Source organism: Lacunisphaera limnophila, from assembly GCF_001746835.1.
GTDB lineage: Bacteria > Verrucomicrobiota > Verrucomicrobiia > Opitutales > Opitutaceae > Lacunisphaera > Lacunisphaera limnophila.
This window is the reverse complement of sequence record NZ_CP016094.1, coordinates 2,848,005-2,866,686: the sequence shown is the minus strand read 5'-3', so window position 1 is coordinate 2,866,686 and position 18,682 is coordinate 2,848,005. Positions and strand designations below refer to the sequence as shown.

General features: G+C 67.6%; 18 protein-coding genes and 1 tRNA gene. 10 read left to right on the top strand and 9 right to left on the bottom strand.

The genetic code is table 11. The features are described 5' to 3' along the window. Window position 1: 1 nt before the first annotated feature. The 3 genes from Verru16B_RS12005 to Verru16B_RS11995 form a co-directional block, all read right to left on the bottom strand. Window positions 2-901, bottom strand: coding sequence for an ABC transporter ATP-binding protein (locus Verru16B_RS12005; RefSeq protein ID WP_069962502.1), 900 nt, complete (start codon window positions 899-901; stop codon window positions 2-4). Between the two features lie 7 nt (window positions 902-908). Continuing rightward, complete coding sequence (locus Verru16B_RS12000; protein WP_069962501.1) at window positions 909-1,292, bottom strand: GntR family transcriptional regulator; 384 nt, start codon at window positions 1,290-1,292, stop codon at window positions 909-911. A 151-nt stretch (window positions 1,293-1,443) separates the two neighbouring features. After that, a complete protein-coding gene (locus tag Verru16B_RS11995; RefSeq protein WP_069962500.1) occupies window positions 1,444-2,457 on the bottom strand; it encodes a PIN/TRAM domain-containing protein in 1,014 nt (337 codons plus the stop codon). A gap of 174 nt (window positions 2,458-2,631) precedes the next feature. On the opposite strand from Verru16B_RS11995, the gene Verru16B_RS11990 reads away from it, so the two are divergent. The 7 genes from Verru16B_RS11990 to Verru16B_RS11960 all read left to right on the top strand — a co-directional run bounded on the left by Verru16B_RS11990 (window position 2,632) and on the right by Verru16B_RS11960 (window position 8,817). After that, window positions 2,632-3,054 carry an EVE domain-containing protein gene (locus Verru16B_RS11990; protein ID WP_069962499.1) on the top strand — a complete coding sequence of 141 codons (423 nt, stop codon included), beginning with the start codon at window positions 2,632-2,634 and terminating at the stop codon, window positions 3,052-3,054. 146 nt (window positions 3,055-3,200) lie between these two features. After that, window positions 3,201-4,055 carry a prephenate dehydrogenase gene (locus tag Verru16B_RS11985; RefSeq protein WP_069962498.1) on the top strand — a complete coding sequence of 285 codons (855 nt, stop codon included), beginning with the start codon at window positions 3,201-3,203 and terminating at the stop codon, window positions 4,053-4,055. Window positions 4,056-4,118: 63 nt separating this feature from the next. Continuing rightward, a complete protein-coding gene (locus Verru16B_RS11980) occupies window positions 4,119-5,372 on the top strand; it encodes a 3-phosphoshikimate 1-carboxyvinyltransferase (RefSeq protein WP_069962497.1) in 1,254 nt (417 codons plus the stop codon). Between the two features lie 7 nt (window positions 5,373-5,379). Continuing rightward, entirely contained in the window at window positions 5,380-6,045 is a 666-nt protein-coding gene (gene cmk / locus Verru16B_RS11975; RefSeq protein ID WP_069962496.1) for a (d)CMP kinase, read from the top strand. Window positions 6,046-6,096: 51 nt separating this feature from the next. Beyond that, entirely contained in the window at window positions 6,097-6,756 is a 660-nt protein-coding gene (locus Verru16B_RS11970; RefSeq protein ID WP_237023407.1) for a lysophospholipid acyltransferase family protein, read from the top strand. A 126-nt stretch (window positions 6,757-6,882) separates the two neighbouring features. Next, window positions 6,883-8,355 (top strand): glycoside hydrolase family 140 protein, encoded by a 1,473-nt coding sequence (locus Verru16B_RS11965; RefSeq protein WP_083270314.1) that lies wholly within the window; start codon window positions 6,883-6,885, stop codon window positions 8,353-8,355. Window positions 8,356-8,457: 102 nt separating this feature from the next. Beyond that, window positions 8,458-8,817: an iron chaperone gene (locus tag Verru16B_RS11960; protein WP_069962495.1), complete on the top strand. Its 360-nt coding sequence runs from the start codon at window positions 8,458-8,460 to the stop codon at window positions 8,815-8,817. A gap of 26 nt (window positions 8,818-8,843) precedes the next feature. Here the strand turns inward: Verru16B_RS11960 and trpS are convergent, their stop codons facing one another. Together trpS and Verru16B_RS11950 are read right to left on the bottom strand one after the other, a co-directional pair. Next, window positions 8,844-9,815 carry a tryptophan--tRNA ligase gene (gene trpS / locus Verru16B_RS11955; RefSeq protein ID WP_069962494.1) on the bottom strand — a complete coding sequence of 324 codons (972 nt, stop codon included), beginning with the start codon at window positions 9,813-9,815 and terminating at the stop codon, window positions 8,844-8,846. 71 nt (window positions 9,816-9,886) lie between these two features. Next, the gene (locus tag Verru16B_RS11950) at window positions 9,887-10,567 is read right to left on the bottom strand and encodes an acyltransferase (protein ID WP_069962493.1); all 681 of its coding nucleotides are present in this window, start codon (window positions 10,565-10,567) and stop codon (window positions 9,887-9,889) included. A gap of 136 nt (window positions 10,568-10,703) precedes the next feature. Here Verru16B_RS11950 and Verru16B_RS11945 point away from each other — a divergent pair, with 136 nt between their 5' ends. After that, window positions 10,704-11,429: an SDR family oxidoreductase gene (locus tag Verru16B_RS11945; protein WP_069962492.1), complete on the top strand. Its 726-nt coding sequence runs from the start codon at window positions 10,704-10,706 to the stop codon at window positions 11,427-11,429. Window positions 11,430-11,685: 256 nt separating this feature from the next. On the opposite strand, the gene Verru16B_RS11940 is transcribed toward Verru16B_RS11945, so the two are convergent. Continuing rightward, window positions 11,686-11,761, bottom strand: a tRNA-Gly gene (locus tag Verru16B_RS11940). A 130-nt stretch (window positions 11,762-11,891) separates the two neighbouring features. Here Verru16B_RS11940 and glnD point away from each other — a divergent pair. Then, window positions 11,892-14,690, top strand: coding sequence for a [protein-PII] uridylyltransferase (gene glnD, locus Verru16B_RS11935; protein ID WP_069962491.1), 2,799 nt, complete (start codon window positions 11,892-11,894; stop codon window positions 14,688-14,690). Window positions 14,691-14,826: 136 nt separating this feature from the next. Next, complete coding sequence (locus Verru16B_RS11930) at window positions 14,827-16,533, top strand: GAF domain-containing protein (protein WP_069962490.1); 1,707 nt, start codon at window positions 14,827-14,829, stop codon at window positions 16,531-16,533. Window positions 16,534-16,740: 207 nt separating this feature from the next. On the opposite strand, the gene Verru16B_RS11925 is transcribed toward Verru16B_RS11930, so the two are convergent. The 3 genes from Verru16B_RS11925 to Verru16B_RS11915 all read right to left on the bottom strand — a co-directional run bounded on the left by Verru16B_RS11925 (window position 16,741) and on the right by Verru16B_RS11915 (window position 18,671). Beyond that, on the bottom strand, window positions 16,741-17,301 hold the full coding sequence (locus Verru16B_RS11925) for an ACT domain-containing protein (protein WP_069963727.1): 561 nt from the start codon (window positions 17,299-17,301) through the stop codon (window positions 16,741-16,743). 166 nt (window positions 17,302-17,467) lie between these two features. Beyond that, on the bottom strand, window positions 17,468-18,085 hold the full coding sequence (locus Verru16B_RS11920; RefSeq protein ID WP_069962489.1) for an HNH endonuclease: 618 nt from the start codon (window positions 18,083-18,085) through the stop codon (window positions 17,468-17,470). A gap of 79 nt (window positions 18,086-18,164) precedes the next feature. Next, the gene (locus Verru16B_RS11915) at window positions 18,165-18,671 is read right to left on the bottom strand and encodes a cupin domain-containing protein (protein WP_069962488.1); all 507 of its coding nucleotides are present in this window, start codon (window positions 18,669-18,671) and stop codon (window positions 18,165-18,167) included. Window positions 18,672-18,682 lie beyond the last annotated feature (11 nt).

The following is an 18,682-nucleotide window of genomic DNA, read 5'->3' as shown; positions in this document are numbered from 1 at the left end:
TTCAGGCGTGGGGGTTGGATTCGCGGCGGGCCAAGGAAATGAAGATCTCGCGCAGCGTCATCGGGTGCGCCTGCACCGTGGCCGAGGGGAAGCGCTGGCGGCAGTTCTGCTCAGTCGTCTCCCGCCGGTAGGCCGACTCCACGAACACGGCCCGGCCGGCCTCGCTGCGCCAGCCCAGCCAGCTCGCCGGCAGGTCACCCGGCTCGGCTGCTCCGTCCAGCTCTACCTCGATGCGGCGGAACCGGCCGAGCAGCACCTCGGTGGTCTCGGTGAAGCGGAGGCGACCGGCCTCGAGCAGCGCGATGTGGTCGGCCAGGCGCTCAACCTCCTCAATGTCATGGGAAGACAAAAGCACCGTGGTCTCGCCCAGTTGCGCCGCCTCCAGCAGCCCGGCCGTGAAATCGTCGCGCACCACCGGGTCAAGCCCGCTGAACGGCTCGTCGAGCACCAGCAGGCGCGGACGGTAGGCCAGCGCCGAGAGCAGGGCCGCCTTCATCAGCATACCGCGGGAAAGCTGCTTCAATGCGCGGTCGGCCGGCAGGTCGAAGCGCGTCAGCAGCTTCGCCTCCAACGTCCGGTCCCAGGTCGGGTAGAACGACCGGCAGTAATCGAGCAGCTGCGCCACCGTCATCCCGCCGGGCAGTTTCTGATTTTCCGACACGTAACCGATCTGAGCCAGCTCGCGTTCGCCGAGACGGCGCGAATCCACCCCCAGCACCTGCGCCGAACCGGCCGTGGGCAGGAGCAGGTTCACCAGCAGCTTGAGCGTCGTCGTCTTGCCCGCCCCGTTGGCGCCGAGCAGGGCGAAGACGCTTCCGGTGGGCACGGCGAGCGTCAGCTCGTGCACCGCCTCGGTCGCCTGGAAGCGCCGGGTGAGTCGGTCGGTCTCGATGATATTCATGGGAAAGTCACTTTTTGTTCAGCCGCTTCCAGTGCGCGGCCAGTCCGGCCTGCACCTCGTCGAGGCCCAGACCCAGGTTCTTCGCCTCGACCACGAGACGCTCAAGTTCGTCGTCCAACAGCGCCGCCTTGGCGGCCCGGTCACCGGCGGCGTGCTCCGCTACTACGCTGCCTACCGCGGGAGTCGTGACGAGCACGCCCTCGGCGACGAGGGTGGCGATGATCTTGTGCGCGGTGTTGGGGTTGATGCGCAGCTCCTGGCTGAACGCCCGCACCGACGGGAACGGCGTGCCGGGCTTGAGCCGGCCGGCCACCACGGCCTTCTTCACGGCGAAGATGACCTGCTCCGTGATCGGCAGGCCGGGTTTGAGTTCGATGGAGAACGGGAGCACTCCGTACTAGTTGCACTAGTACAGATAGGACGGCAAGGGAAATTTCAAACCCTGCATTGAGCGACCGCATGATTCCACGGCGGGGTCGCCGTGGCTCCATCCCATACCTGGAGTGCGGGCGACCTCGCCCGCCACCGGCCCCGCCGGCCGTTTAAACCGGCACGTCCTCGCCCAGCAGCGTGGCGAAGACCATCTTCCCGCTGCCGCTCGGCAGCACGCCGATGATCTCGGCGGTCACGCGCTTGCCCACGAAGGCCCGCGCGTTGTTCACCACCACCATCGAGCCGTCACCCAGGAATCCAAGCGCCTGCCCCTCGTCCTTGCCGGGCCGGACCAGCTCGACCGCGATGCTCTCCCCGATCACCAACTCGGGCCGCAAGGCCGTCTCCAAGGCATGCAGATTCAGCCACTCCACCCCTTGGAACCGGGCCATCGAGGCGAGATTGGTGTCCGTGGTCAGCAGCTTGGCCCGCATCGACTGGGCGAGAAACACCAGCTTGGCCTCAATGTCCTGCCGGCGTGAAACTTCGCTCTGGTGAATCCGGATATCCACGTGCTTCAGCGCACGGAGATCATTCAGCACCTGCAGGCCGCGGCGCCCCCGCGCCTGCTTCACCGGGTCCGGCGAATCGGCGATGCCCTGCAGCTCCGTCAGCACGAAGCTCGGGATGATCAGGCCGGCGGCCAGGAACCGCGTCTCGCAGACTTTCGCGATGCGCCCATCCACCAAGGCGCTCGTGTCCACCACCACCAGCGGCACGTCCACCTCGTGCGGCACAAACCGCACATACGGGATCACCAGGTTGAAGTCATCCTTGCCCCGCAGGGCGATGACCGTGCCCAGGTAGGTGCAGATCACAAACAGCGCGAGCTGCACCAGGTAGATCACCTGGGGGTCGCCTTCCTGCAGCAGCGGCGAGCTGCCGATCATCCAGGAAATCAAGGTACCCATCGCCAGCCCGAAGGTCAGCGCCGTCAGCCCCCGCAGGGAAAACCCCTTCAGCATCACGTCGATCAGCACGACCAGCAGGCCGATCATCAGGCCGATGACCATGGCCAGCCCGCGGTGGTCGTCCCACTCCTTGATCGAATAACACACCAGCCAGCTCGCCGCGATGCAGAGAAAAATAAAGAGGAGCCGGATGACGAGCAGGGTCTTGTTCATGCGTCGGGTTTAAAACTGGCCAAATACTCCCCGGTTTTTCAGCCACAGCAAGACAAAGGGCAGCACGAGGAAGAATAGCATGACCCCGTAAAGAATCATTTGTGCCCGGTGGGCTTTTTTTTCTAGCTCGGGATCGCTCTCGCTCATACCCAAATCCGAACACGCCCCCACCCGATGACAACGCAATATTGGCTCGTGAAATCCGAACCCGACACCTACGCGTGGGACACCTTCGTCCGCGACGGCCGCACCGACTGGACCGGCGTGCGCAACTACGCCGCCCGCCTCCATCTCAAGGCCATGCGTCCCGGGGACGAAGTGCTCTATTATCACAGCAACGAGGGCAAGGCCGTGGTCGGGATTGCCCGCGTGACCAAGGAAGCTTTCCCGGACCGGACGGCCGACGAGGACGGCTGGGTCGCCGTCGAACTCGCCCCCGTCGCCCCGCTAAAAAAACCCGTCACCCTCGCAGCGATCAAGGCCGAGCCGGCGCTCAAGGACATCGCCCTCGTCCGTCAGGGCCGGTTGTCCGTGATGCCGCTCAAGCCCGTAGAGTTCGCCCGCATCGTGAAACTCGGCGGCCGGGCTAATTTATAGGCCAAGATCCCACGCTCGCCGACTTGGACCGGTCTTCAGGGAGGAGCCTGCTGGCGCCGAAACCACGTTCGCCGGCCGCCCCCCAGCCGCGGCCCGAACCTGACCCGGGCTGGACAATCCCGCCCGGGCCGCTTTCGCTAGCCGCCGTGTTTGACGAAATCGCCATCCTCGCCCCCGGCCTGCTCGGCGCCTCCGTGGCCCGCGCCGCCCGCCACTATGGCGCCGCCCAACGCACCACGCTCTGGGCCCGCCGCCCGGAGGTGCGCCTGCAACTGCAGGGCCAGGCCTGGTGCGACCGCGTGGCCGACACCCCCGCCGCCGCCGTCCAGTCCGCCCAACTCGTCATCATCTGCGCGCCGGTCGACCAGATCGTCCCTCTCGTCCAGCAGATCGCCCCCGCCCTGCCCCCCGGCGCCCTCGTCACCGATGTCGGCAGCGTGAAGGGCGAGATCTCCCGCCTCAGCCACGTCGCCCTCGCCCCCCGCCACGCTTTCGTCGGCTCCCACCCCATGGCCGGCTCCGAAAAAACCGGCTGGGAACACGGCCGCGCCGACCTCTTCAAGGGCCGCACCACTTTTGTCACCCCGCTCCCCGAGACCGACCCCGCGGCCGCCGCGCGCGTCGCCGCCTTCTGGACCGCGCTCGAATCCGACGTCGCCACCGTCGAGCCCGATGCCCACGACGAGATCGTCGCCCACATCAGCCATCTCCCCCAGGTCCTCGCCTCCACCCTCTGCGCCAGCCTGGCGAAGCGCGAGGTCCGCTGGCGCAACCACGCCGGCGGCGGCCTCCGCGACACCACCCGCATCGCCGGCAGCGACCCGAAGCTCTGGAAAACCATCCTCGCCCAGAACCGCGACGAGGTCCTGCGCGCCGTCCGCGCCTACCAGGAGGAACTCCACGGCCTCGAGCGCGCCCTCGCCAACCGCGACTGGTTCGAGGTCCAGGCCATCCTCGAGCGCGGCCGCGCCTACCGCGACCAATTCCGCCCCATTCCGTGATCCGACCTGTGGGAGCGTGCTTGCACGCGACCGTCGCGACCAGGGTCGCTCCCACAAAATGACATGTCTTCCTACCCTCCCACGCTCCCGATCATCCCGTTCACGCAGCCCGTGCGCGGCCAGGCCCCCCTGCCCGGCTCCAAGAGCATCACCAACCGCGCCCTCATCCTGGCGGCCCTGAGCCCCCGGACCGTCACGCTCCGCGGCGCCCTTTTCAGCCGCGACACCCGCATCATGGTCGCCGCCCTGCGCGCCCTCGGCTTCACCGTCGCCACCGACGAGGCCGCGCTCACCATCACCATCGAGGGCCGCGGCGGCGAGATCCCCGTGCGCGAGGCCCGCATCGAGGTCGGCAACGCCGGCACGGCCGCGCGCTTCCTCACCGCCTTCGTCTGCCTGCGCCCCGACGGGCTCTACCACTTCGACGGCGACGAGGCCATGCGCCGCCGCCCCATCGGCGCGCTGCTCGAGGCCCTTGAATCCCAGGGCGCCCGGGCCAGCGCCCGGGCCTTTCCGTTCACGCTCGCGACCGCCGGCCTCCCCGGCGGCCCGGTCCAGCTCGACGCTTCCGAAAGCAGCCAGCTGCTTTCCGCCCTGCTCATGGTGTCGCCGCACGCCCGCACCCCGCTCGACGTGCAGCTCAAGGGCGAAACCGTCTCCCGTCCGTTCGTGACCATGACCGAACGCATGATCGCCCAGTTCGCCGCCCAGCCGGCCGACTACGCCATTGAGGGCGACGCCACCGCCGCCAGCTACTTCGCCACCCTCGCCGTCGTCACCGAGGGCGGCCTCGACGTCCCCGGGCTCAACCTGGCCCCGGATGCCCTGCAGGGCGACATCGAGTTCTTCCGGCTCCTCACCGCCCGCGGTCTGATCCGGACCGCCGGCCAACACGTGGCCCATGCTCCCGCCCGCTCGGGCGTGATCGCCCATTTCAACGACTTCTCCGACACCTTTCTCTCCCTCGCCGCCATCTCCCCGCTGCTCGACGGGCCGACCAAGATCGTCGGCATCGCCCACACGCGCAAACAGGAGACCGACCGGGTGGCCGGCATGGCTCGGGAACTGACCCGGCTCGGCCAGCACGTCATCGAGACCGAGGACGCCCTTGAGATCCACCCGCGCCCGCTCACGCCCGACGTCGAAATCGAGACCTACCATGACCACCGCTTCGCCATGAGTTTCGCCATCCTTGGCTGCCACGACCTCCGCGGCGACGGCCGGCCCTGGCTCACAATCAAGGATCCGGCCTGCTGCACCAAGACCTTCCCGGCATTCTTTGACTTGCTGGCCAGCCTGCGGTCCGGCTCTCATTGATCGACCCATGGGATCCTCCCCCCTCATCATCGTCGCCATCGACGGCGGCGCCGCCTCCGGCAAATCCTCTACCTCCCGGCTCCTCGCCGACCGGTTCAACCTGCTCCACGTGGATACCGGCTCCTTCTACCGGCACATCACCGCGGAACTCCTCCGCCGCGGCGTGCCCCACGCGGACCGCCCCGCCCTCCTCGCCGCCCTGCCCGGCTTGAAATTCTCCACCCGGCTCGAGGGTCGCTCCGCCCGCATGCTCGTGGACGGCCAGGCGGCCGGCGACGAAATCCGCGACCAGCGCGTCAACGACCACGTCTCCCACTACGCCGCCGTGCCCGAGGTGCGCCAGGTCCTCCTGGGCTACCAGCGCGGCCAGACCGAGGTCGCACGCCAGCACGGCTTCCGCGGGCTCGTGATGGAGGGCCGCGACATCGGGTCCGTCATCTTCCCCGACGCTGACTTCCGCTTCTTCTTGCACGCCGACCCCGCCGAACGCGCCAAGCGCCGCGCCGCCGAGGGCCGGCAGGATTCCGTCGCCGAGCGCGACCGCCTCGACTCCTCCCGCAAGACCTCCCCCCTCGTCGTCCCCGCCGGCGCCATCGATGTCGACTCGACCTTCCTCACCCTCGAGCAGGTGGTCGACAAACTGGCCGCCCTCATCGCCCCCAAGCTGCCCTGACGATACTCGCGCCATTCGTCCCATCCCGTCCTCCGTCCCCCTGCCCACTCCATGTCCCGCACGCCCGACGTAATGAAGCTGACGCCGTTCTACGGCTTCTTCCATTATCTCGCCTCGACGATCCACAGCATGTGGTTCCGCGGCGACGTCGCCGGCACGGACAACTTCCCGGTCGACGGCCCCTTCCTGATCGCCTCGAACCACGCCAGCCACCTTGACCCGCCACTCGTCGGCTGCCACGTGGCGCGCCAGATGCGTTTCTTCGCCCGCAAAAGCCTCTGGAGCAACCGGGCCTTCGCCTGGTGGCTGAACCAGGTGGAAACCATCCCGGTCGAACGCGACAGCGGCGACATCGGCGCCATCAAGCGCGTGCTGCAGGCGTTGAAGGAAAACCGCGCCGTGGTGCTGTTCCCCGAGGGGACGCGCTCGCCCGACGGCCTGCTCCACAAACCCAAGGCCGGCGTCGGCCTCATGGCCTGCAAGACCGGCGTGCCCGTGGTGCCCTGCCGGATCTACGGCTCCTTCCAGGCTTTCGGCAAGGGCGCGGCCATTCCCAGCTTCGGTTCGCCCGTGACCATCGTCTTCGGCCCGCCGATTTCGGCCGGCGACTACGATGATCCCGCGGCCGGCAAGGCCCGCTATGAGACCGCCGCCCAGCGCATCATGGACCGCATCGCGGCCATCCCCGCCCCCGCCTACCCGGTGATCTGAGCGTATCCCATGGTGGAGCCCGCGCTTCGCTGGCTTGCTCGCACCCGCCAAGGACCGCCCCGCCACTCCGCCGACCTCGGTGCAATTCGTCTGGCTCGGGCGCTCACCGCCTGCCTAGATTCCCGCATGCAAAACCGTCTACCCCTCGGTCGCAGGCTGATCTGGTTTGTCCTGCTGCTCGTGCTGCCCCTCACCGTCTCCGCCGCTCTGCCCGCCGTCCGCGTTCACGCCGGCGGCCACCACCTCGAGACCGCCGACGGCCGCCCGTTCTTCTGGCTCGGCGACACCGCCTGGGCCCTGCTCCACGCCACGGACCGCGATGAGTGCAGCCACTTTCTCCGCACCCGCGCCGACCAGGGCTACACCGTCATCCAGGCCAATGTGCTCGCCGAGATGAACGGCGTCCGGCGCCCCAGCGCCCTCGGCGAAAAACCCTTCCTCCACGACGATCCCACCCAGCCCAATCCCGCCTACTTCGACCGCCTCGTCGAGGTCGTCGACGAGGCCGCCACGCTCGGCCTCTACGTCGCGCTCCTCCCCGCCTGGGGCGACAAGGTCACCGCGCCCTGGGGCGACGGCCCGCGCCTCTTCCACCTCGACAACCTGCCCGTCGCCCGCGCCTACGGCCGTTACCTCGGCGCCAAAGTGCGCGGTCGCAGCAATGTCATCTGGATGCTGGGTGGCGACCGGCCGGCCGTGCTCGATCCGTCCCGTCCCGGAGATTATCCCAATTCCTCCGGCATCGCCGCCGGCTTCCCCGCCGACCACGACTGGCGCCCCATCTGGCGCGAGATGATCGCCGGTCTTCACGAAGGTTTCGGCACCAAGGCCCTCACCCTCTACCACCCGCCCGGCGGCAGCGGCACCTCGGCCACGCTCGGGCAGGAACCGTGGCTCGATCTCAACGGCCTGCAAAGCGGGCACGGCGGCGGCCATGACGTGCCCATCTGGGAGAACATCGCCCACGACTACGCCCTCACCCCAGCCAAACCCACCCTCGACCTCGAGCCCAACTACGAGGACCACCCGGTCAGCCCCTGGCCGCGCTGGGATCCTGCGCTCGGCTATTTCCGCGACCACGACGTGCGCAAGCAATGCTACCGCTCCGTCCTCGCCGGTGCCTGCGGCGTCACCTACGGCCACCACGCTGTCTGGCAATTCGCCGGCCGGCGCAACGACTCCATCAACTATGCCGACCGCGACTGGGTCGACGCCCTGCAGCGCCCCGCCGCCCGACAGATGCTCCACCTCCGCCGTCTGATCGAATCCCGCCCCTTCTTTACCCGCATCCCCGATTCCGCCTTGGTCGTCACCCGCGAGACCGACCGCTCCCGCCACCTCGTTGCCAGCCGCGACGAAGCCGGCACCTACGGCTTCATCTATTTCCCCACCTCCGACCAGTCCGCGCAAATCGACCTCGGCCGGCTGCGGCCCGGCCCGCTCCACGTCCGCTGGTATGACCCGCGCACCGGCTTCGCGCGCGACGCCGGGATCGTCGAGGGCAAGGGTCCGGCCACCTTCACCAGCCCGTCCTTCGGCCCCGACTGGGTGCTCGTGCTCGACAGCATGGCCGCCGGCTATCGCGCCCCGGGTTTGTGACCCGCTCACCGGAAAAGGCAGACCGGCCGCACGTCCCGGCCGGCCATTTCCCCCTTTGATTGCGCGGTTGCAGTCCCCACTTTCCCCCGCCAAATCTCCCCCATGATCTCCAAGGCAACCACGGTGGACGGGTTTCTCAATACCCTGACCGATGCCGAGCGGGCGATCTTCACGAAGCTCCGCAGCCTCCTCAAGCAGGCCCACCCCAAGGTCACGGAATCCATGCAATACCGCATGCCGACCTACCTCGTCGGTGACTATCACCTCGGGGCCTTCAACAAGCAGAAACACTACCTCTGCCTCTACGTGAACCCTGAGGCCGCCGACCCCTACCGCCAGGAACTCAAGGCCGCCGGCCTCGACTGCGGCAAGAGCTGCATCCGCTTCACCAAGCCGGAAATGCTCCCCCTCCCCCTCGCCGCCAAGATCATCAAGGCCGCCGGCAAACTCGCCGGCAAATAGCTGTAGGGCGGGATCGCCCTGCAGAATCAGCGCAACCCGCAGTTCTTCCGTGCCCGCGCCATGACCTGCCCGGCCACCACCCGCGCGCGCTGCGCACCCTCGCGCAGCACCTGTTCCACATAATCCGGATTGGCCGCCAGTTCGGCTCGTTTCGCCCGGTAGGGCGCAAAATGATTCCAGTAGTGCTCGAACAGCGCCTTCTTCAGGTCTCCGTAGCCCAGGCCGCCGGCCCGGAGCCGGTTTTCATAATCCGCCGCCACGTCCGCCGGGGCGAAAAATTTCAGCAGCTGGATGGCGAGGTTCTTGTCCGCATCCGGCTTGGGCTCCGCCGGGGTCCGCGAGTCCATCACGATGCCCATGATTTTTTTCCGCAGCGCCTTCTCGTCGCCGAAGATCTCAATCGTGTTGCCGTAGCTCTTGGACATCTTCTGGCCGTCGAGCCCGGGGATGACCGCCACCGCCTCGGCGATGCGCTCCTCCGGCACCACGAAGGTGCCCTCGCCATACGTCTGGTTGAACTTGATCGCGATGTCCCGCGTCATCTCCAGGTGTTGCTTCTGGTCCTTGCCCACCGGCACGATGTGGGTGTCGTAAAGCAGGATGTCCGCAGCCATCAGCACCGGGTAGGAGAACAGGCCGAAATTCGGGGCGATGCCCTTGGCCAGCTTGTCCTTGTAGCTGTGCGCCCGCTCCAGCAGCCCCATCGGGGTCAGCGAGCCGATCATCCACATGAGTTCACAGACCTCCGGCACGTCGCTCTGCCGCCAGAACACGGCCTTGGCCGGGTCCAGCCCGCAGGCCAGCCAGTCCAGGGCGATGCCATGGGAAAACGCCCGGCGCTCGGCCGGGTCGGTGATCACCGTCATCGAGTGATAGTCCGCGATGAAATAAAACGCGTCCCCGCCCGCCTGCAGCTCGATGGCCGGGCGCATCGCGCCGAAATAGTTGCCGATATGGAGGGTGCCGGAAGGCGTGATGCCGGTGAGGATGCGGGGCATGAAAAGGGAGGAAAGGGAGAGTGAAAGTCAGAGCGACCTTGAAAGGCAAGGCCGCTGTCGCGGGCCGGGACTCAGTCCCGCCGCGGGATCATCGTCACACTCTGCCGCACCCGCGCGATCGTGGCCGGGGGCAGGTAGCCGCTGAAGGCCATCGTGGGCATCACCAGCGCGCGCCGGCCTAGGACACTGCCGGGATTGAGCACGGCATTGCACCCGACCTCCGCCTGGTCGCCCAGGATCGCCCCGAACTTTCGCAGCCCGGTCCGGACTGTCTCGTGGGGCAGCCGCACCGTCACCTCGCTCTGGTCGAGCCGGAGGTTCGAGCAGATGACGCCCGCCCCCAGATGGGCGCCATTGCCCAGGATGGAATCACCCACGTAATTGAAATGTGGCACCTGCACGCTATCCAGCAGCAGGCAGTTCTTGAACTCGCTGGAATTTCCCAGCACGCAGCCCTCGCCAACGATCACGTTGTTGCGGATGAAGGCGCCGGGTCGGATGTCCGTCCGTGCCCCGATGTAGACGGGCCCGATGATCGTGGCATGGGCCGGCAGCTTGACCGTCGGATGCAACCACACCTTGCCCTCCACGTGCACCCCGGCCGGGATCTTCAACCCCGCCGCCTCGAACTCGACGCTCTCCAACGCCGCCCCGATCTGCTTGATCCAATCCCACGGCGCCGCCTCGGCGGAAAAATAGGGCGCAAACCGGGCCAGCGAAGGGGGTAACGCGAAAAATTCGGAGGCTTTCACGGGCTCTTGATACCGAAATAGCCGCGGGAAACCAGCGGTTTTTGAATGCGCCGCGGGCGAACCTCCGACGGTATTCCCTGCGCCCTACCCGGATTCCACCCTCGCCGCGCCGGGGTTTTTTGCGCCACCTTTCCCCATGCCCCCTGCCCCCACCCCCACCGTCCTCGTCACCGGCGCCGGCTCCGGCGTCGGCCGGGCCTGCACCCTCCGCTTCGCCGCCGCCGGCTGGGCCGTCGGCTTGATCGGCCGCCGCGCCGATGCCCTCGCCGCCACCATCGCGCTGGCCGGCCCGGACGCCGCCGCGCGCCTCGCCGCCTTCGCCTGCGACATCGGCGATCCTGCCGCCGTGGATCGCACCGTCGCCCGCGCGCACGAACGTTTCGGCCGGCTCGACGCCCTGGTGAATGCCGCCGGCACCAACATCCCGCGCCGTGCGCTCGCCGAACTCTCCCTGGAAGATTACCACACCACCCTCGCCACCAACCTCCACGGCGCCTTCCACTGCGTGCGCGCCGTGCTGCCTCATCTGCGGCGCCAGGGCGGCGGCACCATCGTGAACGTCAATTCCGAGGCCGGGCTCCGCGCCAGCGCCAAGTCCGGCGCCGCCTACGCGGTCTCAAAATTCGGCCTCACCGGCCTCACCCAGACGATCAATGCCGAGGAACGCAGCCACGGCATCCGGGCCTGCTCGGTCTTCCCCGGTGACATCGACACCCCCCTGCTCGACAAACGTCCCACCCCGCCGCCACCGGAGGCCCGCGCCCGGATGATGCAGCCCGAGGATATCGCCGCCTGCGTCTGGCTGGCCGTCAGTCTGCCCCCCCGCGCCGTTATCGAGGAGCTCCTCGTCCGCCCGCTCTGAGACCGGTACCCCGCAAACGCGCGACCGTCATCCGCCGCCGCGCGGTAATGCGTATGTCCTCCCGCTGGGCCGCGCGCTGGCGCGCCATGCGGCCCGGTGCGCGTAAACAGGCTTCCCTGCGGTTCCCCCGGGCGAAGCACCCCACCCTGACCGGGCCCGGCATCCCACGGAGGCACAACCCGATGCGAATTTCATCTCCCCTCGGGATCCGGACATGAAAAGGCGCCCGGTGTTGCCACCGGGCGCCTTAGTCAAATGGAGCGGGCGAAGAGACTCGAACTCTCGACGTCCACCTTGGCAAGGTGGTGCTCTACCAACTGAGCTACACCCGCGAGAGAAAGGCGGAGTATTCAACTCGGTTTTGCTCCGTCAACCAGAATTATCACTTTCCTCGCACTTCCCTCGGCCGCCTATTTCCAGCTTCCCCCGAAGGATTTGCACTGTTCATCTAGCCTCGCCCGCATGTCTGTCCCCACCGCCACCTCGAACCGCCACCAGCCGGTGTTCACCGCCGACACCCCGGCGCCCGCCCGGCTGGCCGCCTGTAAGGCCTATCTCGACGAGGAAGGCGCGCGGATCCGCCTCCAGCACCAGGACGGGGCTCCGGGCCTGCGGATCGCCGCCGCCCTCTCCGACCGGATGGACGGCCTGCTGGTCCCCCTCTTTACCACCGCCGTCGCCGCCTGGCGCCAACAGCACGGCGAGCCCCCCGTGCCCGTTTGCCTCGTCGCCCTGGGCGGCTATGGCCGCGGCGAACTGAACCCCTTGAGCGATGTCGACGTGATGTTCCTCTACCCGGAGGCCCCGAAAACCCCGGAACTGGCCAAATTCCAGGAACACCTCTCCAACGGCATACTGTACCCGCTCTGGGACCTGAAGCTGAAGATCGGCCACTCCACCCGCACCCTCAGCGAGGTCTTCGTCGAGGCGGCCCGCGAGATCAAGTCCAAGACCGCCCTCCTCGAGGCCCGCTTCCTCGCCGGCACCACCACCCTCTACGACAACTTCACCGACGCCTACCGGAAGCACTACCTCCAGAGCGACCCCAAGGCCTACATCGTGGCCCGCCTCGGCGACCAGTCCAGCCGCCGCGCCCAGCACGGCGGCACCGTCTTCCTCCAGGAACCCGACATCAAGAACGGCGTCGGTGGCCTCCGCGACTACCAGAACACCCTCTGGATGGCCCGCGTGCGCCTCGGCATCACCCGCCTCGACGAGCTCGCCCAGCAAAACTACCTGCAGGTTTCCGAGCTCCGCGCCATGCAGGAGGCCTACGATTTCCTCATGCGGGTGCGCAACGAGCTCCATTACATGAGCAAGCACCCGACCGACGTGCTCAATCTCGAGATCCAGCCCCGGCTCGCCGCCAGCCTCGGTTACCCCCAGATCGGCCTGCTCGAACGCGTCGAGGCGTTCATGCACGACTACTACCGCCACGCCCAGGCTATCTACCGCATCTCCCAGACGGTTGAACAACGCCTCGCCCTCACGGTCGCCGCCGCCCCGGGTCTCGTCGGCTCCCTCAAAAACCTGATGCTGGCCCGCCGCAACGAACGCACCAAGCGCATCGACGGCTTCGTGATCCGCGGACGCGAGCTGGCCTACGAGCACCGCGACATCTTCCAGCAGGACCCCGTCCGCCTCATCCGCGTCTTCCGCCACTGCCAGCAGCTCGGTTGCACCCCCGACCTCGACCTCGCCGCGCTGATCCGTGCCTCTGTCCCCCTCATCACCCAGCAGGTCATCGCGTCGGCCGACGCCAACCTCAGCTTCCAGACCATTCTCGAGGAGGCCGGCCAGGTTTATCCCACCCTGTCGCTCATGCATGAGCTCGGCGTGCTCGGCCGCTTTGTCCCCGAATTTGCCCCGCTCACCTGCCTCGTACAGCACGAGTATTATCATCGCTACACGGCGGATATCCACACCCTCAGCACCATCCGGGAACTTGACAGGATTTTCACGGCCGCCGATCCCCGCGCCGAGAAATACCGCGAGGTCCTCCACGCGACGGCCAGCCCGACTCTCCTCTACCTCATCCTGCTCCTCCACGACATCGGCAAGAGCGAGGGCATCCAGGGCCACGCCGAGGCCGGCGTGACCGTCGCCGGGCCCGTCCTCGACCGCCTGGGGGTGGCCCCCGATACCCGCGCGACCGTCAACTTTATCATCAAAAATCACCTGATCATGGCACGCTTCTGGCAGAAGCACGATTTGGATGATCCCAGCTCCTCAGCCGCCTTTGCCGAGCTGGTCGGCGATGCCGACCTGCTTCGCTTCCTTTACGTCCACACCTACTGTGACGCCAACGGGACGTCGGCGAGTCTCTGGAACAGCTACAAGGACTCCCTCCACCGCCGCCTCTTCGACACGACGCTCGAGCGCCTGGTCCTCGGCGACAAGGTCGAATCCCGCCTCTCGGAGCGCAAGGAAATGATCCGCCGCAACCTCATCGCCCAGACGATCCCCGGCATCAGCCCGGACGAGATCACCGCGCACTTCAATCTCCTCCCCGAGCGCTACTTCATCCAGACCGACGAGCCCGAGATCACCCTGCACATCCAGATGGTGAACCGTCTGCTGCAGTCGATCTCGAACGCCGACTCGCTCAACCCGCTCCGCCCGGTCATCGAGTGGAAGGACGACCTCAACCGCAGCTACACCACGGTGCACGTCGTCACCTGGGACCGCGCGGGCCTGTTCTACAAGCTCGCCGGCGCCTTCAGCGTTGCCGGCCTCAGCATCCTCTCCGCGCGCATCACCACCCGCGCCGACCACATCGCCATCGACACCTTCCACATCGTCGAGCCCGGCCGCGGCCTCGTGCAGAACCAGAAGTCGATGGAAACCTTCGCCCGCACGGTCGACGACGCCCTCGTCAGCGACAAGGACCTGCTGCCGGACATCAACGCCCAGGCCGCGCGCCTCGCCAACGCCAACCGCTACAAGGCCGTCCCCTCCGAGCTACCCGCCACTTTCCCGCCCACCGTCGAGGTCTACCACGAGCTCTCGCTCAAGCGCATCATCGTCGAGATCCAGGCCCACGACCGCATCGGCCTCCTCTACCAGCTGGTCAAGACGATCTCCGACCACGGCTTCGACATCACCTTCGCCCGCATCAACACCGAGCGCAGCATCGCGCTCGACACCTTCTACATCGAGCCCCGCGGCAGCGACACCCCGGTCGAGGAATCCCACCTGCACGTCCTCCGCGACACCCTCCGCGCCGTCATCACCCCCGCCAAGGCCGAGGCCCCGGCCTGAGGGTGGCACGCGTTGCCCCCAACGCGGGGATCGATTCGCCCCGCAAACCCGCCGCCCGGACCAGCCGGCGCTTCGCCCTGGCTCCCCGCCAGTTTAGCCTCCCCAACCCCGTCCGTTCCTGCTCCCCTAACCCCGCATGAGTTTGGAAGAGATGAAAGACCTGGCCGCGCACCATGCGCTCGCCTCCCTGGCCGTCACCGCCCCCGACGCCACCACCGCGCAGACCGGCATCCTGTCCGCCATCATGTCCGCCTTTCCCGCCGACAGCGGGTCGCTGTCCCTCCTCACCCCCGAGAGCGCCAGCCTGGAAATTTCCGCCCAGCAGGGCCTGCCGCCCGAGACCGGTGACTTCGCCCTCCGCCCCGGCCAGGGCATCACCGGCTGGGTCGCCATGCATGGCCGCCCCCTGCTCGTCGCCGACGTCAGCCATGAACCCCGTTACATCGCCGCCCGCCGCGGGGTCTGCTGCGAAATGGCCGCGCCCATCACCATCGACGGCCAGATCGTCGGCGTCGTGAATCTCGACGCGGACCAGCCCGGCGCCTTCAACTCCACCGATCTCGACCGGCTCATGCGCTTCGCCGACGAGGCCGGCACCGTCCTCAATCGCCTCTGGCAGTTCGACCGCCTGCGCGCCAACTCCACCCAGCTCACCACCCTCGTCGAACTCGGCCACGCCCTCGTCGCCCAGCTCGCCCCCGAGGAACTGCTCCACGCCATCACCGAGAGCGGCCGCGCCTTCTTCAACGCCCGCCTGTGCCTGCTCCACGACTACGACGCCAACGCCCGCGAGCTCCGCCTCCACGCCTGGTCCGCCGGCGGCGACCTCGCTAGCGCCGGCCTCGCCCTCCAGCAGCAGACCATCCCGATCGACGAGGCCCTCCTCTCCTCCACCCTCACCACCGGCCGCACCACCGAGTACCAGCAACTCGACGGCCCGCGCTACCGGGAGGCCGCCGACCTGCCCCGCGACCCGACCCTCTGCAGCGCCCTCGCCACCCCGCTATTTCTCGAGGGCAAGGCCGCCGGCGTGCTCTCCGTCTTCCACAACCACGCCCACCGCTTCAGCGACGACGAGAAACGCCTCTTCACCGCCCTCGCCAACTTCGCCGCCGTCGCCACCCAGAACGCCCGCCTCTACTCGCGCGTCTTCCACTCCGAGGAGGTCCTGCGCAAGAACGAGACCCTCACCACCCTCGGCCTCCTCGCCGCCGAGATCGCCCACGAGATCAGGAATCCGCTCACCGTGATCAAGCTCCTCCACGGCCCCCTCGGCGCCGACTTCGGCCCGGGCGACCCGCGAAAGCGCGACCTTGAGATCATCACCGAGAAGATCGAGCAGCTCGAGGGCCTCGTCACCCGCGTCCTCTCCTTCGCCCGCACGCCCTCGAGCCTCCACTCGCGCTGGTCCCTCGACGACATCCTCAGCGACACCAACCACCTCCTCCGCGCCAAGCTTGCCCAGGCCGGCGTCCAGCTCCACTACACCCCGCCGGCCGAGCCGATCACCGTCGACGTCAACAAGGGCCAGATCCAGCAGGTCTTCCTGAATCTCGCGCTCAACGCCTTCCACGCCATGCCCCAGGGCGGCGAACTCCGCCTCACCTGCCTGCCCGAGGGCCACGTGGTGCACATCGACGTGACCGACACCGGCGGCGGCATCCCGCCTGAGGTCCAGCCCCGCATCTTCGAGTCCTTCCTCTCCACCCGCGCCGGCGGTACCGGCCTCGGCCTCACCATCGCCCTGCGCATCGTGAAGGACCACCACGGCGTCCTGCAGTTGCGCAACACCGGCCCCCGCGGCACCACCATGCGCGTGACCCTGCCGCTCCCGTCGGCCTGAGGCTGGTTCATTCCGAATGTGGGAGGGGCTTTACGCCCCGACTTGGATCAGTTGTAGGGCGGGGTCGCCGAACCCCGCCTTTGGGCGATGACGATGACGCATTCGATTGAAGGCGGGATTCCCAGCCACAACTGAGGTTGGGCGACTGGACCTGGGCGGTGAGCACACCGCAACAGGAGGAAATCCCGCCCTACTCCCCTCCACCCTTCACCCCACCGGCCGCAGTTTCAAATCCACCATCAGGTCGGTGGCGATCTTCTCCAGGTCAGCGCGCACTGCTTCCAGCTTCACTCCGGCGGGCACCAGCACCCGGGCCTTGGCCTGAAACAAATCCCCGCCGCCCATCGGCGCACTCACGCACTCCGACGAAAGCTCCTCCACGTTGACGCCGTGCGCCGCGAGCACTCCCGTCACCGTCCGCAAAATTCCCGGCCGGTCGTTGCCCACCAATTCAATGGTCACCGCGACGCCACCCGCCGCACCCGCCTGCCCTGAGCCTGTCGAAGCGGCCTGCCCTGAGCCTGTCGAATGGGCTCCGCTCTCCACCACGATCCTCAGGCCGTCCGCCTCGAGCCCGTGCAGCGCCCGTTTCAGGGCCGTGAGCTTTTCCGCCGCGACCTCGACGCGCGCGATGCCGGCAAACCGCCCGCCCAAATGGCACATCCGGCTCTCCAGCCAGTTGCCGCCGTGGTCAGCCACGCACGCCGCCAGGCGGTCCACGAGACCCGGACGATCCGCCGCAATGATGGTGAGGACGAGTGATTCGATCATGGGGGCAGGTTAGTTCCGCGACACCGCCCGGGCAACAGACATTTGTGTCACGAGACAAAGCCCACACTTTGTGGGCGGCGAGCTTGCTCGCGCCACACCGGCCTTGGGTGTGGCGCCTGCCATCCGAAGACTTGGCAAAGGATCGACCCCACCGTGGTCTTCGCTACTCCTCCAGCTCCACGTTCCAGTACGCCACGTCGAGGAAATCCTTCCACTTCTCGTGCTTGTGGTTGCCCAGCACGAGGCTGATGACCGGCCGCCACTTCGGCCGCACCGGCTTGCGGATCAGCCGCATGTGCGCCTCGTGCGGGAGCCGGTTCGCCTTGCGGGAATTGCACTTGATGCACGAGCACACGATGTTCTCCCACGTCGTCTTGCCGCCGTAATGCCGCGGGATGACGTGGTCGAGGTTCAGCTCCTCCCGCTCAAACACGTGGCCGCAGTACTGGCACTTGTCGTCGTCGCGCTCGAACACGTTGTTGCGCGTGAGCTTCAGCTCCTTGCACGGCAGCTTGTCGAAGAAGGTCAGCAGGATCACCCGCGGCAACCGGATGTTCCGGTTGATCGTGCGCACCGTCTCCAGCTCCTCGGCCGGCGGGTTGTAGGTGGAAAAATTGATCCAATCCAACAGCGAGTACGTGCGGAAATTGTCGTCCGTCTGGTGCACCACCTGCGCGTGCTCCCGGGCCAGCAGGGCGAAGGCGCGGCGCGCGGCAATGACGTTCACCGCCTGCCAGAGGCGGTTCAGCACGAGGACCGGTTGGTCGAGCACGGCTTCCATAGGCAACGGGTTCCTTCGATATGGCTGCCCCACCGCCCTGTCAAGTCACCGGCCGTGACGATCTTGCGGAGTTCTCCCCCTACCGCGTCAACCCGAGGATCTCCGAAGCAAATCCCGGATAAGCCGCCGTCAACTCGCGCCTGTCCCCCAGCGTGAACTCGCTCCAGCGAAATTCCGGCGCCACCACACACGACACCAGCGCCCACCGGCCACCCGCCCGGAGCCGGGTGCCCTGCCACACCCCGGCCGCCACCACGTCCTGCGGGGTCTCACCCGCCGCCAGGTCCAGGCCCAGCGTCACGACCTTCCCGACCCCGCCCGGAGCCAGCCGCAACGATTCGAGCGTATCCCCGCAGTGGAAATTCCAAACCTCGTCCGTCTCCAGTTTGTGCATCGCGGAGAACCCGGCCGGCGTGATCAGGAAATAAATCACGGAATACGCCCGACGCGCACTCCCCGGCAGGATGGTCGCCGCTTCCGCCGACCGGCGGAAAAAGCCGCCCTCCTGCTCCAACGGGGCCAAGTCCAGCAACCGTGCCACCTCCTCGGCGGCGTGGGTGTCAGGGGATAGCGGGGCGCTCTTCATGTCGCCCCTAG